This window comes from Ruegeria sp. YKSF131 (assembly GCF_059612645.1).
The window spans coordinates 84,863-100,710 of the sequence record NZ_JBXWQZ010000007.1; the positions used below are offsets into that span (position 1 = coordinate 84,863).

17 protein-coding genes are annotated in these 15,848 nt (G+C 57.6%); 8 read left to right on the top strand and 9 right to left on the bottom strand.

Features of this window, described 5'->3' with window-relative positions:
- Nucleotides 1–83 precede the first annotated feature (83 nt).
- The 8 genes from sdhA to AC2FLZ_RS04660 form a co-directional block, all read right to left on the bottom strand.
- Complete coding sequence (sdhA, locus tag AC2FLZ_RS04625; RefSeq protein ID WP_480554209.1) at nucleotides 84–1,889, bottom strand: succinate dehydrogenase flavoprotein subunit; 1,806 nt, start codon at nucleotides 1,887–1,889, stop codon at nucleotides 84–86.
- An 18-nt stretch (nucleotides 1,890–1,907) separates the two neighbouring features.
- Nucleotides 1,908–2,279, bottom strand: a complete 372-nt coding sequence (gene sdhD / locus AC2FLZ_RS04630; protein ID WP_480475100.1) for a succinate dehydrogenase, hydrophobic membrane anchor protein — start codon at nucleotides 2,277–2,279, stop codon at nucleotides 1,908–1,910.
- 13 nt (nucleotides 2,280–2,292) lie between these two features.
- Nucleotides 2,293–2,679: a succinate dehydrogenase, cytochrome b556 subunit gene (gene sdhC, locus AC2FLZ_RS04635; RefSeq protein ID WP_480475098.1), complete on the bottom strand. Its 387-nt coding sequence runs from the start codon at nucleotides 2,677–2,679 to the stop codon at nucleotides 2,293–2,295.
- A gap of 215 nt (nucleotides 2,680–2,894) precedes the next feature.
- Entirely contained in the window at nucleotides 2,895–3,557 is a 663-nt protein-coding gene (locus tag AC2FLZ_RS04640; RefSeq protein ID WP_480475096.1) for a DUF1194 domain-containing protein, read from the bottom strand.
- A 54-nt stretch (nucleotides 3,558–3,611) separates the two neighbouring features.
- Complete coding sequence (locus AC2FLZ_RS04645; protein WP_480518447.1) at nucleotides 3,612–4,640, bottom strand: MaoC family dehydratase; 1,029 nt, start codon at nucleotides 4,638–4,640, stop codon at nucleotides 3,612–3,614.
- On the bottom strand, nucleotides 4,640–4,846 hold the full coding sequence (locus AC2FLZ_RS04650) for a DUF1737 domain-containing protein (protein ID WP_209506521.1): 207 nt from the start codon (nucleotides 4,844–4,846) through the stop codon (nucleotides 4,640–4,642). Before AC2FLZ_RS04650 ends, AC2FLZ_RS04645 begins: the two co-directional genes overlap by 1 nt.
- A 12-nt stretch (nucleotides 4,847–4,858) precedes the next feature.
- The gene (locus AC2FLZ_RS04655; protein ID WP_480494302.1) at nucleotides 4,859–5,413 is read right to left on the bottom strand and encodes an NnrU family protein; all 555 of its coding nucleotides are present in this window, start codon (nucleotides 5,411–5,413) and stop codon (nucleotides 4,859–4,861) included.
- A 6-nt stretch (nucleotides 5,414–5,419) separates the two neighbouring features.
- Nucleotides 5,420–6,277 (bottom strand): HpcH/HpaI aldolase/citrate lyase family protein, encoded by an 858-nt coding sequence (locus AC2FLZ_RS04660; protein ID WP_480494304.1) that lies wholly within the window; start codon nucleotides 6,275–6,277, stop codon nucleotides 5,420–5,422.
- A gap of 169 nt (nucleotides 6,278–6,446) precedes the next feature.
- On the opposite strand from AC2FLZ_RS04660, the gene AC2FLZ_RS04665 reads away from it, so the two are divergent.
- Complete coding sequence (locus tag AC2FLZ_RS04665) at nucleotides 6,447–6,752, top strand: hypothetical protein (RefSeq protein ID WP_480494306.1); 306 nt, start codon at nucleotides 6,447–6,449, stop codon at nucleotides 6,750–6,752.
- Here AC2FLZ_RS04665 and AC2FLZ_RS04670 read toward each other — a convergent pair whose 3' ends face one another.
- Complete coding sequence (locus AC2FLZ_RS04670; RefSeq protein ID WP_496881879.1) at nucleotides 6,753–7,508, bottom strand: sulfite exporter TauE/SafE family protein; 756 nt, start codon at nucleotides 7,506–7,508, stop codon at nucleotides 6,753–6,755.
- Between the two features lie 161 nt (nucleotides 7,509–7,669).
- On the opposite strand from AC2FLZ_RS04670, the gene mdh reads away from it, so the two are divergent.
- The 7 genes from mdh to AC2FLZ_RS04705 form a co-directional block, all read left to right on the top strand.
- The gene (gene mdh, locus AC2FLZ_RS04675; protein WP_267363196.1) at nucleotides 7,670–8,632 is read left to right on the top strand and encodes a malate dehydrogenase; all 963 of its coding nucleotides are present in this window, start codon (nucleotides 7,670–7,672) and stop codon (nucleotides 8,630–8,632) included.
- 308 nt (nucleotides 8,633–8,940) lie between these two features.
- Nucleotides 8,941–10,134, top strand: a complete 1,194-nt coding sequence (gene sucC / locus AC2FLZ_RS04680) for an ADP-forming succinate--CoA ligase subunit beta (protein ID WP_267363198.1) — start codon at nucleotides 8,941–8,943, stop codon at nucleotides 10,132–10,134.
- A 97-nt stretch (nucleotides 10,135–10,231) separates the two neighbouring features.
- Nucleotides 10,232–11,059 carry a glycosyltransferase family 25 protein gene (locus tag AC2FLZ_RS04685; protein WP_496881880.1) on the top strand — a complete coding sequence of 276 codons (828 nt, stop codon included), beginning with the start codon at nucleotides 10,232–10,234 and terminating at the stop codon, nucleotides 11,057–11,059.
- 13 nt (nucleotides 11,060–11,072) lie between these two features.
- Nucleotides 11,073–11,954, top strand: coding sequence for a succinate--CoA ligase subunit alpha (gene sucD, locus AC2FLZ_RS04690; RefSeq protein WP_209506539.1), 882 nt, complete (start codon nucleotides 11,073–11,075; stop codon nucleotides 11,952–11,954).
- A complete protein-coding gene (locus AC2FLZ_RS04695; RefSeq protein ID WP_480554212.1) occupies nucleotides 11,954–12,694 on the top strand; it encodes a hypothetical protein in 741 nt (246 codons plus the stop codon). The genes sucD and AC2FLZ_RS04695 overlap by 1 nt, the downstream gene beginning before the upstream one ends.
- Complete coding sequence (locus AC2FLZ_RS04700) at nucleotides 12,691–13,233, top strand: DUF805 domain-containing protein (protein ID WP_480554213.1); 543 nt, start codon at nucleotides 12,691–12,693, stop codon at nucleotides 13,231–13,233. The genes AC2FLZ_RS04695 and AC2FLZ_RS04700 overlap by 4 nt, the downstream gene beginning before the upstream one ends.
- The coding region (locus AC2FLZ_RS04705; RefSeq protein WP_496881881.1) for a 2-oxoglutarate dehydrogenase E1 component at nucleotides 13,230–15,848 on the top strand (2,619 nt) is incomplete at its 3' end. The genes AC2FLZ_RS04700 and AC2FLZ_RS04705, both read left to right, overlap by 4 nt.

The window sequence follows — 15,848 nt, forward strand, 5'->3', positions numbered from 1 at the left end:
CGCGGACCGACCACTGGCCAATGGCCATTGCGGTTTTCGTGGGTATTTGGCGCTTGCTCACCATTGCCTGCTGTCCGAGCCTTTTAGAACGTACGTGCCTTGGGTGCGATTTTCTTCAGGCTGATGCCACCTTCGTCTTCGGTCGTCAGCGGATCGACGATCACGGGACGATAGCTGAGCTCAACCTTGTTGCCTTCGACCCGACTAACCGTGTGAACACGCCAGTTTTCGTCATCACGTGCAGAGAAATCCTCGTGCGCGTGGGCACCACGGGATTCCTTGCGCGCCTCTGCGCCGACGATCGTGGCCAGCGCGTTAGGCATCAGGTTGGTCAGTTCCAGCGTTTCCATCAGGTCACTGTTCCAGACCAGCGACCGGTCGGTGACTTTCAGATCGTCCATCTTCGCAGCGATTGCCGTCATCTTCTCGACGCCTTCGGCCATGGTCTTGGCGGTACGGAACACGGCAGCATCCGCCTGCATGGTTTTCTGCATCTCAAGCCGCAACTCGGCGGTCGGGATGGAACCGCTAGCGTTGCGCACCGCGTCGAACCGGTCAAAGGCCTTATCGACCGATGCCTGGTTCAGAACCGGGTTCGCAGCTTCAGGATTCACGACTTTGCCTGCCCGGATCGCCGCCGCGCGGCCAAAGACCACAAGGTCAATCAGCGAGTTCGAGCCCAAGCGGTTCGCGCCGTGGACCGAGGCGCAACCGGCTTCGCCCACTGCCATGAGGCCCGGAACCACAGCTGTCGGGTTCTCGGCCGTTGGGTTCAGAACTTCACCCCAATAGTTTGTGGGGATACCGCCCATGTTATAGTGCACGGTTGGCAGAACCGGGATCGGTTCCTTGGTGACATCCACGCCGGCAAAGATCTTGGCGCTTTCCGAGATGCCGGGCAGACGTTCTGCCAAAGCTTCGGCTGGGAGGTGACTGAGGTTCAGGTGAATATGATCCCCTTCCGCACCGACACCACGGCCTTCGCGGATTTCCAAGGTCATCGAGCGCGAGACGTAATCGCGCGGTGCGAGGTCCTTGTACTGGGGGGCGTAACGCTCCATGAACCGTTCACCTTCCGAGTTGGTCAGGTAACCGCCCTCGCCACGCGCGCCTTCGGTGATCAGGCAGCCCGATCCGTAGATGCCGGTCGGGTGGAACTGAACGAACTCCATATCCTGCAGCGCCAAGCCCGCGCGGGCCACCATACCGCCACCGTCACCGGTGCAGGTATGGGCCGAGGTCGCGCTGAAATAGGCGCGGCCATACCCGCCGGTCGCCAGCACAACCATCTTGGCATTGAAGACATGCATCGTGCCATCGTCCAGCTTCCAGCAGACAACACCCTGACACTGGCCGTCATCGGACATGATCAGGTCGATGGCGAAGTATTCGATATAAAACTCGGCATTGTTCTTCAGCGACTGGCCATACAGCGTATGAAGGATCGCGTGGCCGGTCCTGTCCGCAGCGGCACAGGTGCGCTGGACTGCCGGGCCTTCGCCGAATTCAGTGGTGTGACCACCAAACGGGCGTTGATAGATCTTACCCTCTTCGGTTCGGCTGAACGGAACGCCATAGTGCTCCAGTTCGTAAACAGCCTTGGGCGCTTCCCGAGCTAGGTATTCCATCGCATCGGTATCGCCCAGCCAATCCGAGCCTTTCACAGTGTCGTACATGTGCCACTGCCAGTGGTCGGGCCCCATGTTTGACAACGACGCGGCGATACCGCCCTGAGCGGCCACAGTATGCGAACGGGTTGGGAAAACCTTGGTTACGCAAGCCGTGCGAAGACCCTGTTCCGCCATACCCAGTGTTGCCCGCAGACCGGCCCCACCGGCACCGACAACGACCACGTCATATTCATGCGTTTCGTATTCGTATGCAGCCATTTCTTTCAGCTCCGGGAATTAAAGGGCAATGCGAGCGACGGCAAAGATGCCAGCCGCAGCCGCGCCATAAGACAAGCAGGTCAACAGAATGATCAGGACCTTTTCAAGCGTGCCGTGAACATAATCTTCAAGCATCACCTGCGCACCGTCCGCGAAGTGTTTGAAGCCAACCGCCAGCGTCAGTGCTGCCACGATGGCAGGGAAAGGTCGCGAGTAGTAGTCGAGAACGACCTCGAATGGCTGGCCCAGGATCGGGCCAAAGGTGAATACAAACAACGGCACAAGGATCAGCAAAGCAACCGAGCTGACTTTCATCGCCCAGAAATGGGCAGTACCGGATTTCGCCGAGCCAAGTCCAGCGGCGCGTTTGCGGTCGGTCAGATAACGCATGTCAGGCCTCCAATCACGCGACGAGGACAAGGGTCAGAAGGGTCAAGACGACCGATCCGATAACAACAGCCCAACCCATTTTGGTCGCTGTCGGAATATCCAGACCAACTGCATTGTCCCAGATCAGATGCCGCACACCGGCCAGCGTGTGATACCAGAGCCCCCAAACGGACAGCGCCATCACAAGGTCTCCAAGCATCGAGGTTATTACCCCATTCGCTACGGCAAAGGCCTCGGGCGAGGTTGCAGCGGCCAGAAACCACCAGACGATCAACAGAGCTGCGAGCAGAAGGGCGTTACCGGTGATGCGCGTCAGGATGGACGTGATCGACGTCAGCTGCGGGCGATAAATCGACAGATGCGGCGAAAGTGGGCGATTGCCCCGATTTACATCGGCCATGGCGGCTCCTTTTCGGTTGGCTACCGAACGTTTTACTGGTTTTTGCGACACTGTCACGTGCTGCGAGTGCAAAAACCATCAAATTGCGCTCAATTATACGGATAATTCAATTATGTGATCACACAAAATAATCTCGTGATCACATATCACATTCCGCACTGTCAATGTTAGCGTTTTCAAGGCCGAAGAGATGTGATCACGAATCTCTCAAGCCGTCATTTCAGGTCTGCCGTTTGCTGCGTCACTTCGCGCAGCAGTTTTCGACGAATTCGTTCCGGGTAATCCGCGAACCCGGTGGCAGAAACGACAAAGGCACCTTCGCCCACGATGACATTCTCAAAGAAATATGCCGTCAGGTCCGGTTCGCTTTCCTCAATAGCCAGCGCGTTGACAACGATTCCCTCGGCGCGCAGGGCCGCATGTACCCGTGTAGGTTCAATCCCTTCATTGGACACACCGTCCCCTGACAGGTCAATCAGATGCCGTCGGCAGTCGGAAACCGAATCAAATGAACTCAGGGTCATTTGAAGCGCCTCGCCGATTGCCGTCGAAAAATTCCGCCAGATGCGCGGATCGGCGGCGACCCGGTCTGCAAACTGATCCAGCGTGGCAAAGCTATCGATACGGGTCCAGGGGATAGTGATCCGCTGGCGCGATGAGCCGGTCCACTGCACCAGCATCAGCCGCGCCTGCCCCCGCACCAGTGCCTCGGACACGATCGGGTCGCGCAAACCTGCGGCCAACCCATCCATCTGGATGCGATATTCGCTGCTATCGACCGAACCAGAAACGTCCACAGCCAAAGCCAAGGCCAGATCGCAGGCCTGAGCCGCAGGTGCCAGAGTGACGCTGGCCAATATCGCGCGTAGCAGGTTCATTGTGCGAACCTATCACGCCTTGCAAGCCGTGGCGTCACATATCCGTCAGATCACCTATTTGGGCATCAATGCCCAATAGTCGAGATCCAGAAGAACATCTGGCAGGTACCGCCCTTCTTCGTTCTTCAGCTTGAACGGATCACCGCCCTTGGTCGCGACCAGACGCAATCGCACAGCGCCTATGCCGGGAACCCCGGTTTCCGCTTTGTCCAAAACTTCGGACCATGCCTTGATCGTATCACCCGCAAAACAAGGGTTAGCATGGGCGCCACCATTCAAGCCGACAATCATCTGCGCATTTGCAAGGCCATTGAAGGAAAATGCCCGCGCCATCGAGATTACATGCCCACCGTAAATGAGCCGCCCTTCCGGACGGAACGTCAGGTCGTAATGCACCTTGGCGGTGTTCTGCCACAAACGTGTGGCCAGCATATGCTCGGCCTCTTCCACGGTGACACCGTCCACATGATCGATGGTTTCACCGACCTCATAATCGCCCCAGCGGTGCGCCTCGCCCGCGAGGGCAAAATCGTAGTTTGCAAAATCGAGCCCTTCCGGCACGATCAGGTCCTGCGGATCAAGCACAGCCTTCAAATCGGGAACAACCGTCTCGGGCGCGGGTGCATCCATGTTTGCCTTGCGCACCATGACCCAGCGCACATATTCAAGAACCACCTCGTCCAACTGGTTCAACCCGCGGGTACGAACCCAGACAACACCAGTTTTTCCGTTGGAATTCTGCTTCAGGCCGATAACCTCTGATACGGATCGCAGCGTATCGCCGGCAAAAACAGGTTTCAGCCAACGACCTTCGGCATAGCCCAGATTGGCAACCGCGTTCAGAGAAACATCAGGCACGGTCTTGCCGAACACGATGTGGAACGCGGCCAGATCATCTATCGGGCTTTCCGGCAACCCACAGTCCCGGGCAAATTCATCCGAGGAGTAAAGCGCGTGACGTGCGGGATAGAGCGCGTGATACAAGCCGCGCTCTCCCTCGGTCACGGTGCGAGGTACTGCATGCTGCAACACCTGCCCGACAGAATAGTCCTCGAAAAATCGGCCCGGATTTGTTTTTGCCATTACTGCTGTCCCAGTTTCATGTCGGGGGAATAGTCGGCCTCGACCTCTTTGGTCACGGCCTGCGCGCAACGCATTACGTTGCCGTTGGCATCAAAGGCGTAAGCCGGGTCGCCATACAGCTCCCATCCCTTTGACAGGGCGTCGGACACCTTGTGACAGAAGGCCGAAGTGTCTTCTTCGGTCAGCAAGCGATAAAGCTTCGACATCAAATCAAATCCTTATGAGCCGAACGGAGATGGGCCAACCAGCCCATGGATGTACCCGATAATTCCCATCAGAACGATCGAAGCCACAACGAACATCGCATCCTTGCCGTAAGTGCCAGGCTCTGCCGGGGTCCACTCAGGTTCAGACTTGTTGATTACAATGACTTCGACCACCGCCCATGCCAGAAGGCCACCAAACAGGATGATCGAGGCCAGATCGCCGTTCACCAACAGGTGCGCAAAAGCCCACAGTTTGAACCCGCCGAGCATCGGGTGGCGCAGCTTGTTCAGAAGCCGGCCTTTTGTGCCCGCAGGACTCATCAAATAAATCGCGATCAAAACCAACAGGTTGTTGACGTGAATCAGAAAGGTCGGCGGCGCCCAAACGTGGATGAAGTCGGTCATGCGATACCCGAAGATCATCAGAAGGATCGACGCGACCAAAGCCAGGGCAACAGCGCCTTTACCCGCGTCACCCATTGCGGCACGGCGTTCAGGTGCCACACGTTTGAACAGATGCGCCCCCCACCACAGCGCCACACCCAAGATCAGAAGAACAAAGCCCATGCTGGCCTACCCCGCTTGCAAAGCTAATATCGCCTCTGCTTTTGCCAGAATTTCGCGGGCAGTTACAACGTGCAGATTTTCGACAATCTTGCCATCGACAACGGCGACCCCTTGGCCAAGGGCCTCGGTCTCTTCAAAGGCCGAGATCTGGCGGCGAGCCAGGTCGATCTCATCATCCGATGGCGCGAAGGCGGTATTTGCCACTTCGACCTGGGCCGGGTGGATCAGCGTTTTGCCATCAAAGCCCATATCGCGGCCTTGCGCACATTCGAACGCCAGACCTTCGACATCCTTGAAGGCGTTGTAAACACCGTCGATGATGATCAGCCCTTCGGCCTTGGCAGCCAACAAGCACAGCCCTAACGAGGTCATCATCGGCAGGCGATCTGGGCGGAAGCGGGTTTGCAGCTCTTTCGCCAGATCATTTGTTCCCATCACGAATCCGGCCATCAGCGGATGCGCGGCGATTTCTGCTGCGTTCAGCATTCCACGCGGGGTTTCCATCATAGCCCAGATCGGCAAATCTCCGGTGATCGCAGCCAGCGCGTCTACGTCAGCCGCCGAATTCACTTTAGGCAACAGGACAACGTCGGCATCCATTTCGCGCACAGCCTCGGCATCCGCACGGCCCCATTCGGTGTCTAACCCGTTGATCCGAACAATCTTGACGCGTGATCCGTACCCTCCGGCAGCCAAAGCCGCCTTGAGCGTTTCGCGCGCATTGTCCTTTTCGTCGGCTGCGACCGCATCTTCCAGATCAAATATGATTGCATCTACCGGCAGAGTGCGGGCCTTTTCCAAAGCCCGGTCCCGGGACCCGGGGATATAGAGAACCGAACGATAGGGGCGCTGACGAGGATCCATGGACCACTCCCATTGAAATAAAGTTGCGCGGAATGGGGCATTTTTTACCGGAAAGTTCAAGCCCAAAATTGCCGCACCGCAGCAAACACGACGCAACGTGCTTTGCCTTAACTGAATTTCGGCCCCTGCGCGGCACCCTGACCGGCAGAGGGAACCGAAAGGATTCGGGATGCGAAAGACAATGTTCAAGATGACGATGGGACTAGGGATCATGGTACTTGCGGCACAACAGGTACAGGCCCAGGGGCAAAACTGCGCACCGCGAGAGGATGTGCTGGAAAGGTTGACCGACACTTATGGCGAAACGCGCAGGGGCTTTGGTCTGGCCCAGCAAGGCGCGGTCATGGAACTTTTCGCCTCAACTCAAAGCGGCAGCTGGACCATCACGGTGACCTTGCCCAACGGGGTCACCTGCCTCGTCGCTTCTGGGCAAGCTTTTGAGGCTGTAGCCGAAGCGCTGCCCCCGAACGCCTGATCAGGTAAGTGCGTCCCAGATCAGCTTACCACCGGTGAGGGTCAGCAGCACATAGGCAATTCCAAAGAACAGGCGTTCGGACAACATGAAATGTGCACGGACGCCCAGCCAGGCACCGAGAACAGCAAACGGTGTTAACAGCATATCGGCCCATGCCGTCTGCCACGTGAACATGCCAAGATAAGCGTAGGGTACAAACTTCGCGATATTAATCACCCAGAAGACCAATACTGTACTGGCTTGAAACTCGGTCTTGGTCAGCCGTTGGGACAACAGGTAAACGGCAGCCGGAGGGCCTCCGGCATGGCTGACAAAGCTGGTGAATCCCGCGACCAGCCCTGCAAACAGGCCAGCGGAGGGCGGCAACCGTCTGGCAAACCCGCGCACCCAGCCTTTTGACTGTGCGATGTGCCAGATCACGAACCCGACCGAAATGCCGCCGATCAGCAGGCGCAGCAGGTCATCATCCGTTGAACGGTAAAGCCATGCCCCCATTGCCACACCGGGTACAGCACCCAGGATCAGCAGGCGCGCATCCCTCCAGCTCCACCGCTTCCAATAAGGGCCCAAAGTGGCCACATCGATCACCATCAGAATCGGCAGCATCAGGGCCAGGGCCTGCCCGGGCGTTAGGATCAAGGCCAGAATCGATGATGACGCAAAAGCCACGCCCGAGCCGAAACCGCCCTTTGAGATACCCGCAAATATCACCGCCGGGATCGCCACTGCAAAAAACATCAGGTTTAATTCAAACATGCACCGGTCCCGGTTTTGGCTTGTCTCAAAGGCCCTTTAGCGCAACCACATGGGGTCTCGCAAACGGTATGCGGTTGTATGCCACGTCGCAGAACTATTGCCTAATGCCGTTTTAGCGACTAGCACAGCCGCGATTTCAAAACCGACCGGAGATATTCCAAATGGCCAGACCCAAGATTGCGCTGATCGGCGCGGGGAACATCGGCGGCACGCTTGCGCATCTTGCAGCTGTCAAAGAACTGGGTGACGTTGTCCTGTTTGACATTGCTGACGGATTGCCACAGGGCAAGGCGCTCGACATCGCCGAATCCGGCCCGTCCGAAGGCTTTGACGCCTCGATGAAAGGCACCAGCGACTATGCCGATATCGCTGGCGCGGATGTCTGCATCGTGACCGCAGGCGTAGCCCGCAAACCGGGCATGAGCCGCGATGACCTGCTGGGCATCAACCTGAAAGTCATGAAGTCGGTCGGCGAAGGTATCGCAGCGCATGCGCCCGATGCGTTCGTGATCTGCATCACCAACCCGCTGGACGCCATGGTCTGGGCACTGCGTGAATTCTCGGGCCTGCCGCACAACAAAGTCTGCGGCATGGCTGGCGTGCTGGATTCAGCACGTTTCGCGCATTTCCTGTCGGAAGAGTTCAACGTCTCGATGCGCGATGTAACCGCGTTCGTGTTGGGCGGACATGGCGACACCATGGTACCGTCGGTTCGTTATTCGACCGTTGCCGGTATCCCGCTGCCTGATCTGGTTGAAATGGGCTGGACCTCGCAAGAAAAGCTGGATGCCATCGTACAGCGCACCCGTGATGGTGGCGCGGAAATCGTAGGACTGCTGAAAACCGGGTCGGCTTATTACGCGCCCGCCACTTCGGCGATCGAAATGGCCGAAGCCTATCTGAAAGACCAGAAGCGTGTTCTGCCTTGTGCGGCGTACTGCAGCGGTGAGTTGGGTGTTAACGGCCTTTATGTCGGGGTGCCGACTGTCATCGGCGCTGGTGGCGTCGAGCGCATCGTAAACATCAAGCTGAACGAAGACGAGCAAGCCGGTTTCGACAATTCGGTCAACGCCGTGAAAGGCCTGATCGAGGCATGCAAAGGCATCGACAGTTCACTGGCGTAAAACCGCCAGACAATCTGAATTTGAGACCGGCCCAATTATGGGCCGGTTTTCATTTGCCACCGCGGAACCCGGCCGCATATGTTGGCGCAAACGTCGCAAATCCCTTTTTTCGAATGTGATTTCAAAAAACTGTGCAGGATTATCGAATCAATTGATGACACTCGAGTTTTTGTGATCACACCCTAAAAACCCGTGATCACAAATGTTGAAAATCTTCGGCAATTTCCCGTCACAGGTCAAAAAACCCTTTAAATTTACCCGCTAGACACGCCTATAACGGTTAAACGCAGTCAGACGGGACAATTTCGATGAACATTCACGAATATCAGGCCAAGGCTCTTCTTCGCAGCTACGGCGCTCCGGTCTCCGATGGTCGCGCCGTGCTGCGCGCCGAGGAAGCCAAAACCGCAGCCGGTGAACTGGATGGGCCGCTTTGGGTCGTCAAGGCGCAGATACACGCGGGCGGCCGCGGCAAAGGATCCTTCAAAGAGGCCGATGCAGGTGAAAAGGGCGGTGTCCGTCTGACGAAGTCGGTCGAAGAAGCGGCCGAAGAAGCCAAGAAGATGCTGGGTCGCACTCTGGTCACCCATCAGACGGGTCCGGCAGGCAAGCAGGTCAATCGCATCTATATCGAAGCCGGTTCCGGCATCGAGCGTGAACTGTACCTGGCCCTGCTGGTAGATCGTCAGACCAGCCGTATCTCGTTTGTCTGCTCGACGGAAGGCGGTATGGACATCGAAGAGGTTGCTGCCGCGACGCCCGAGAAAATCCTGTCCTTCTCGGTTGACCCGGCCACCGGTTACCAACCCTACCACGGCCGCCGCATTGCGTTTTCGCTGGGTTTGGAGGGCGCGCAGGTCAAGCAATGTGTCAGGCTTATGGGCATCCTCTACAAGGCCTTCGTCGAGAAGGATATGGAGATGCTGGAGATTAACCCACTGATCGTATCCGACAGTGGCGACCTGAAAGTGCTGGATGCCAAGGTTGGCTTTGACGGCAATGCGGTCTACCGCCACCCGGATATCGCCGAACTGCGCGACACGACCGAGGAAGATCCCAAGGAACTGGAAGCCAGCAAATACGACCTGAACTACATCGCACTGGATGGTGAGATCGGCTGCATGGTGAACGGTGCCGGTCTGGCGATGGCTACGATGGACATCATCAAACTGTATGGTGCCGAACCTGCCAACTTCCTCGACGTGGGTGGCGGTGCAACCAAAGAGAAGGTGACCGAGGCATTCAAGATCATCACCTCGGACCCGCAGGTCAAAGGCATTCTGGTCAATATCTTCGGCGGCATCATGCGCTGTGACGTCATCGCCGAGGGCGTGGTGGCTGCGGTGAAAGAGGTCGGTCTGCAGGTTCCGCTTGTCGTGCGACTGGAAGGCACCAATGTCGAGAAAGGCAAAGAAATCATCAACAACTCGGGTCTGGACGTGATCGCGGCGGACAACCTGAAAGACGGTGCCGAGAAGATCGTCAAGGCGGTTAAGGGGTAAGCAAGTTGCTGTGGAGTGGGCTACAGGCCGACCCCACGGCAACTACAATCCAACTTTATCCATTTCACGCGGGAAATCGAAAGAAACAATCGATCTGATGTCCATCCCCATCTTCCTCATAGGTCTTGAACGCGCCACAGGGCGGGCACGTTTGATGGCGCAGGAGCTGCAAAAGGCAGGCCTGTCGGCGACGCGCGTCAACGCTGTTGATTGCGACGCCGCCACCCGTGAGGATTTTCTGCGTGAATGCCGGTCCGAGGGACCTTGGGGTTATTTCCATTCCAAGGACATGGCCTGCACCCTAAGCCATGCCAGGGCGTGGGAGGCCGTTGTCGCCTCCGGTGCGGAACAGGCCTTGATACTTGAGGATGATGTTTTCCTGTCGCCAGAACTGGCGGATTGGTTGAACGATGCGTCCTGGTGGCCAGAGGATGCCGATATCGTGCGGTTCGAACGCTGGCGCAGTACAAAGCTTTACCTCGCTCTTGGGCGCAAGCGTGTGTCTCATCTGGGTCGGGAGCTGTGCCTGATGCGCTCGCGCCACCCTGGCGGTGCCGCATATGCGTTGACCCGAAAAGCAGCAGAACATTTTCTGGCGCAAAAGCCTTATGACATCGCGCTGGATGGCCTGTTGTTCAACCCGTCAGCCTCGCCCGCGGCGCGTCGGGTCAATGTCTATCAGGTGATCCCTGCCATGGTCGAGCAAGGCAACGATTCGCCGGACGAAATCCAGATGGGTGCCCCCCGCGCACGCCCTACGGGCTGGCCGCTGGTCCGACAAAAAATCAGGCGCGGTATCGCCGAAATCAGCAGCGGCCTGCGCACGATGGCCGATCTGGCCCTTGGTCGCGCCACGCTTCAGAAAGTCACCTATGCGCCGCAGGTTCTTCCAGCGGCTGAACCCTATCAATCCCACACCGCCTAGAGAAAGGGACAAAATGGCAGTCCTCATCGATGAAAACACCAAAGTGATCTGTCAGGGCTTTACCGGCTCGCAAGGTACATTCCACAGCGAACAGGCTATTGCCTATGGCACCAAGATGGTCGGCGGCGTGACCCCCGGCAAAGGCGGGATGGAGCATCTGGGCCTTCCCGTGTTCAACTCGGTCCACGAGGCCAAGCACGTGACCGAAGCCAACGCATCGGTGATCTACGTACCGCCCCCATTCGCGGCGGATTCGATCCTCGAAGCGATTGATGCCGAGATGGAAGTGATTGTCTGCATCACCGAAGGTATCCCGGTTCTGGACATGATGAAAGTGAAACGCGCGCTGGAAGGCAGCAAGTCGCGCCTGATTGGCCCGAACTGCCCCGGTGTCATCACGCCTGACGCCTGCAAGATCGGCATCATGCCCGGCCATATTCACAAACGCGGGAGCGTGGGTGTCGTTTCCCGCTCGGGTACGCTTACTTATGAAGCCGTGAAACAGACAACGGACGTAGGACTGGGCCAGTCCACCTGTGTGGGCATTGGCGGCGACCCGATCAAAGGGACTGAGCATATCGACGTGCTGGAATGGTTCCTGGCAGATGACGAAACCACTTCGATCATCATGATTGGCGAGATCGGCGGCTCGGCCGAGGAAGAAGCCGCGCAGTTCCTGGCAGATGAGGCCAAGAAAGGCCGCAAAAAGCCGGTTGCAGGCTTCATCGCAGGCCGCACGGCCCCTCCGGGCCGCCGCATGGGCCACGCGGGCGCGATCGTCGCCGGCGGCAAGGGCGGTGCCGAGGACAAGATCGAAGCCATGCGCTCGGCCGGTATCGTCGTGGCTGAAAGCCCGGCGCAGCTGGGTGAAGCTGTGCTGGAAGCGATTGGGTAATGGTCAGCGACCGAGTGTTTGTTCTTCGGGCAGTGCTCGGTTTGAAGGCGGGCGATTATCGCCTGCCTTTTGATGCGGCTTGGAGGCAGTTGAAGTTGGTGCGTCGAGTTAGTGCAGTGATCATTGCTTTGCTTGCGATCACCGCTCAAACAAAAGCTCAAGCAGCTATGGAAGACGCGCTTGGCGTCCAGATTGCCAAACTCTGCCGGGAACTTGTTCAAGCGTCCGAACCAATCGCCGAAGGTCTGGCGGACAATGGATTTGTTCTGGCTGAAGGCGACGCATTAGACGCCATCGCCCGCCACATGAGCTATAGAAGAAGGCTGGAACGTGCTGCTGGCTCCACCTATGTCCCCGATCCTGAGAGTTTCCCGGCGGAGTTGGAAAAAGCAAGGGCAACGCTGGATAACTTAAACAAGATTTCATTTATCAGCGTTCTCATTCACCCTGACCATCCAAATTACTTCCTAAACGCTCAAGAAAAAGGAACACGGTCCTGTGGTTTCACCTATGTAGGTGACTTTACGGGCTGGCCGGAGCGACTTGGGTTCACAAGCGATAACTCTATATCGTTTGAAGAACGGTTCGCTTCGGGTCAGGACTTATCAGTCAAAATCTTGCACGGCCCAAAAGACAAAGCGTCAGATTTAGGAACTTTAGTTGTGCTTGGTCCGAGCCTTAGCGCAGGCTCAAATTTTGGCGGTTCGGATTTTGCGATCCGTTGGTCGGTGAGCCCATGACCTTCTCTGACTCCATCCGCACCTGCTTCTCCAAGTTCTTCACCTTCTCGGGCCGTGCCTCGCGGCCCGAATACTGGTTCTTTTTCCTGTTCATCGTGATCTGGAACATCATTGCCGGGATCATCGACTGGCAGTTCTTCACGCAGGTTGCGGTGACGGAAACAGAAACCTCGAAATCCGTATCGGCCACGTCCTCGCAACCGGTGCAGGGCATCGTCAGCCTGATCGTCTTCTTTCCCCATCTGGCCGTCGCTTTCCGGCGGATGCACGATACCGGGCGCAGCGGGCTGTATGCTCTGCTGCCGATCCTGTTGATCCTTGGCGCCGGAGCTGTGCTCGTTTTTGGTATCGGCTTGGCCTCTCATTTCCAGCATGGTGGCAGGCTGGATATTCTGTTCACCCGCGCCACGTTGCTCATCGTTCTTCCGACACTACTGGTACTGGTGGTGTCGCCCCTCCTGGTTCTATGGTGGCTGACACGCCCCAGCCAGCCAGGCACCAATCAATACGGTCCCAACCCAACAGAGGTAGCCCTATGACCGAACATTCGCCCAATTCCGCCTTTCATGCCTCAAGCTTCATGCAGGGGCATAATGCCGAATATCTGGAGCAGCTTTATGCGCAATACACAAAGAACCCCGGTGCGGTGGATGCCGCATGGGGCGCGTTCTTTGATGCCATGGGCGATGATGCCCCCGATGTTCAACGCGAAGCCGAAGGCCCGTCCTGGGCGCGCACCGACTGGCCGCCGATGCCAGCAGACGACCTGACTGGTGCGCTGACTGGTGAATGGGCCGAGATTGACGCTAAAGCGGCGGGCAAGAAGATCAAGGACAAGGCGGCTGAAAAAGGGGCTGAGGTCAGCGACGACCAGATCAAACGCGCCGTGCTGGACAGTTTGCGAGCACTGATGCTGATCCGGGCCTATCGCATCCGGGGCCATCTGGCCGCGGATCTGGACCCGCTGGGCATGCGCGCTGCCAGCACCCATCCTGAGCTGGACCCGAAGACTTACGGTTTCACCGATGCCGACATGGATCGCCCGATCTTTATCGACAACGTGCTGGGATTGCAGGTCGCTTCGATGCGGCAGATCGTTGAGATCGTGAAACGCACATATTGCGGCACCTTTGCGCTGCAATACATGCATATCTCGAACCCGGAAGAGGCCGCGTGGCTGAAGGAGCGGATCGAGGGCTATGGCAAGGAAATCGCGTTCACCAAGGAAGGCCGCAAGGCGATCCTGAACAAGATGGTCGAGGCCGAGGGCTTTGAGAAGTTCCTGCACGTCAAGTACATGGGCACCAAGCGGTTCGGTCTGGACGGTGGCGAGGCGCTAATCCCGGCGATGGAACAGATCATCAAGCGCGGTGGCGCGCTTGGCCTCAGTGACATCGTCATCGGGATGCCGCACCGGGGTCGCCTGAACATTCTGGCCAACGTGATGGGCAAGCCTTATCGCGCGATTTTCAACGAATTCCAGGGCGGTAGCTTCAAGCCAGAGGACGTGGACGGCTCTGGCGATGTGAAATATCACCTCGGCGCCTCCAGCGATCGCGAATTCGATGGCAACAGTGTGCATCTGTCATTGACCGCCAACCCCTCTCACCTTGAGGCGGTAAACCCGGTAGTTCTGGGTAAGGTTCGCGCCAAGCAAGACCAACTGGGCGACACGGACCGTACCAGGGTCATGGCGATATTGCTGCACGGTGACGCGGCCTTTGCCGGTCAGGGTGTTGTGGCCGAGGGCTTTGGCCTGTCCGGCCTGAAAGGGCACAGAACCGGCGGCACCATGCACATCGTGGTCAACAACCAGATCGGGTTCACTACCGCGCCGCATTTCAGCCGCTCGAGCCCCTATCCCACCGATATCGCGCTGATGGTCGAGGCCCCGATCTTCCATGTGAACGGCGACGACCCCGAGGCGGTAGTTCACGCCGCGAAGGTGGCGACCGAGTTCCGCCAGAAGTTCCATAAAGACGTGGTTCTGGACATCTTCTGCTATCGCCGGTTTGGCCATAACGAGGGCGATGAGCCCATGTTCACCAACCCGATCATGTACAAGAAGATCAAAACCCATAAGACAACGCTTTCCTTGTATACCGAGCGGCTGGTCAAGGACGGGCTGATCCCCGAGGGTGAGATCGAAGATATGAAGGCCGCCTTTCAGGCCCATCTGAACGACGAATTCGAGGCCGGGAAAGACTATAAACCCAACAAGGCCGACTGGCTGGATGGGCGCTGGTCGCATCTGGACAGGAACAAGGATGATTATGTCCGGGGTGAAACAGCGATCTCGGCAGAGACACTGGCGGAAATCGGAGCCGCGCTGACCAAGGCTCCTGACGATTTCGCAATGCACAAAACCGTTGAGCGGTTGCTGGAACATAAGAAACAGATGTTCGAGACCGGTGCAGGCTTCGACTGGGCCACGGGCGAGGCACTGGCGTTTGGCTCGTTGCTGACCGAGGGATACCCCGTGCGTCTGGCCGGACAGGATGCAACACGGGGCACGTTCAGCCAGCGTCACTCTGGGTTTGTTCATCAGGAAACCGAAGAACGGTATTACCCGCTTAACAACATCCGTGCCGGGCAATCCCAATACGATGTCATTGATTCGATGCTGTCCGAATACGCGGTGCTGGGTTTCGAATACGGCTATTCGCTTGCAGAACCGAACGCTCTGGTTCTGTGGGAGGCGCAGTTCGGCGACTTTGCCAACGGTGCGCAGATCATGTTCGATCAGTTCATCAGCTCGGGTGAAAGCAAGTGGCTGCGGATGTCCGGTCTGGTCACACTGCTGCCGCATGGCTTTGAAGGGCAAGGCCCAGAACACTCGTCAGCGCGTTTGGAACGGTTCCTGCAAATGTGCGGTCAGGACAACTGGATCGTGGCGAATTGTACGACACCCGCGAACTATTTCCACATCCTGCGCCGTCAGTTGCACCGGACCTTCCGGAAACCACTGATCCTAGTGACGCCGAAGTCGCTGTTGCGTCACAAGCTGGCCGTCAGCACGGCGGATGACTTCACCTCAGGCTCCAGCTTCCACCGGGTGCTGTGGGATGACGCGCAAAAAGGCAACTCTGACACCAAGCTGGTGGCCGATGACAAGATCAAGCGCGTCGTCATGTGTTCCGGCAAGGTCTATTTC

Excerpts from the sequence above, each read along its gene's own strand:
- AC2FLZ_RS04670 (WP_496881879.1), bottom strand. The coding sequence starts at position 7,508 with ATGTTTGAATTAAACCTGATGTTTTTTGCAGTGGCGATCCCGGCGGTG.
- AC2FLZ_RS04665 (WP_480494306.1), top strand. The coding sequence starts at position 6,447 with ATGCGAAAGACAATGTTCAAGATGACGATGGGACTAGGGATCATGGTA.
- AC2FLZ_RS04645 (WP_480518447.1), bottom strand. The coding sequence starts at position 4,640 with ATGGCAAAAACAAATCCGGGCCGATTTTTCGAGGACTATTCTGTCGGG.
- AC2FLZ_RS04650 (WP_209506521.1), bottom strand. The coding sequence starts at position 4,846 with ATGTCGAAGCTTTATCGCTTGCTGACCGAAGAAGACACTTCGGCCTTC.
- sdhD (WP_480475100.1), bottom strand. The coding sequence starts at position 2,279 with ATGCGTTATCTGACCGACCGCAAACGCGCCGCTGGACTTGGCTCGGCG.
- sucC (WP_267363198.1), top strand. The coding sequence starts at position 8,941 with ATGAACATTCACGAATATCAGGCCAAGGCTCTTCTTCGCAGCTACGGC.
- mdh (WP_267363196.1), top strand. The coding sequence starts at position 7,670 with ATGGCCAGACCCAAGATTGCGCTGATCGGCGCGGGGAACATCGGCGGC.
- AC2FLZ_RS04655 (WP_480494302.1), bottom strand. The coding sequence starts at position 5,413 with ATGGGCTTTGTTCTTCTGATCTTGGGTGTGGCGCTGTGGTGGGGGGCG.
- sucD (WP_209506539.1), top strand. The coding sequence starts at position 11,073 with ATGGCAGTCCTCATCGATGAAAACACCAAAGTGATCTGTCAGGGCTTT.
- AC2FLZ_RS04685 (WP_496881880.1), top strand. The coding sequence starts at position 10,232 with ATGTCCATCCCCATCTTCCTCATAGGTCTTGAACGCGCCACAGGGCGG.
- AC2FLZ_RS04700 (WP_480554213.1), top strand. The coding sequence starts at position 12,691 with ATGACCTTCTCTGACTCCATCCGCACCTGCTTCTCCAAGTTCTTCACC.
- sdhC (WP_480475098.1), bottom strand. The coding sequence starts at position 2,679 with ATGGCCGATGTAAATCGGGGCAATCGCCCACTTTCGCCGCATCTGTCG.
- sdhA (WP_480554209.1), bottom strand. The coding sequence starts at position 1,889 with ATGGCTGCATACGAATACGAAACGCATGAATATGACGTGGTCGTTGTC.
- AC2FLZ_RS04695 (WP_480554212.1), top strand. The coding sequence starts at position 11,954 with ATGGTCAGCGACCGAGTGTTTGTTCTTCGGGCAGTGCTCGGTTTGAAG.
- AC2FLZ_RS04660 (WP_480494304.1), bottom strand. The coding sequence starts at position 6,277 with ATGGATCCTCGTCAGCGCCCCTATCGTTCGGTTCTCTATATCCCCGGG.
- AC2FLZ_RS04640 (WP_480475096.1), bottom strand. The coding sequence starts at position 3,557 with ATGAACCTGCTACGCGCGATATTGGCCAGCGTCACTCTGGCACCTGCG.